Raw genomic sequence first — 833 nt, forward strand, 5'->3', positions numbered from 1 at the left:
GAACCCCAGCGCCTTTCGCGCATCGCCGGCGCGGAGCTGCGCACGCGCCATCAGGACGCGCACGGGGCCTGGCGCCGGCGAATTCGGCAGCGCCTTGCCGAGGTGGGCCACGGCCTGGAGGTAGCCGCCTCGCTCGTATTCGATCGTGCCGGCCAGGTACAGGAAGGACGGGTTCTGCGGCGCCATCTTCAGCAGTTGCTGGGACAACTCGGCGGCCTTCTTCAGGTCACGCTTCTCGAAGGCCAGCGTGGCCGAGTAATACAGCACCAGGGGATTGTTCGGCTGCACCTTGCGCAGTGCGGCCAACTGCTTGTCGACGCCATCGAAGTCACGCTGCGCCATCAGCAGCCGCATCACGCCGACGTGGGCCTGCAGCTCGTCACCGTTGCGCTTGAGCGCTTCGCGATAGGCCAGCATCACCTGGGCGGGGTCAGCACCGTTGCTTTGCAGCAGCTCGGCCTTGGACACCCACGGCCGCGCCGATTCAGGATGGGCCTTGAGCGACTTTTCCACCTGCTCCATCGCACCGACCCGGTCGCCGGCGACGAACATCAGCTGGGAAACGGCGAGTTGCGCGACGATGTTGTTGGGATCAGCCTGCAGGGCGGCGTCTGCCGCGGCGCGCGCCTGCACATACTTGCCCTTGGAGCCATAGGCCGTGGCCAGCGCGGCCTTCAGCTCCGCCTGGCGCTTGGGGTCGGTGAGCTGGACATCCGCATATTCGGCGATGAACTTGGTGGACTCGCCACGCAGGATCATCGCTGCGGCCATCAAAGGCACGAGCTCGTCCTTGCTGTAGCCACCTTCGCGCGCCTTCGACAACTCGACCCAGG

Annotated in this window: 1 protein-coding gene; it reads right to left on the reverse strand. The window is 66.4% G+C overall.

Annotated elements, in window-relative coordinates:
- A partial coding sequence (locus ACXJKR_RS33790) for a tetratricopeptide repeat protein (protein WP_457326583.1) occupies positions 1–833 on the reverse strand: 833 nt, incomplete at both ends.

The sequence above is a fragment of the Roseateles sp. P5_E11 genome, assembly GCF_054049355.1.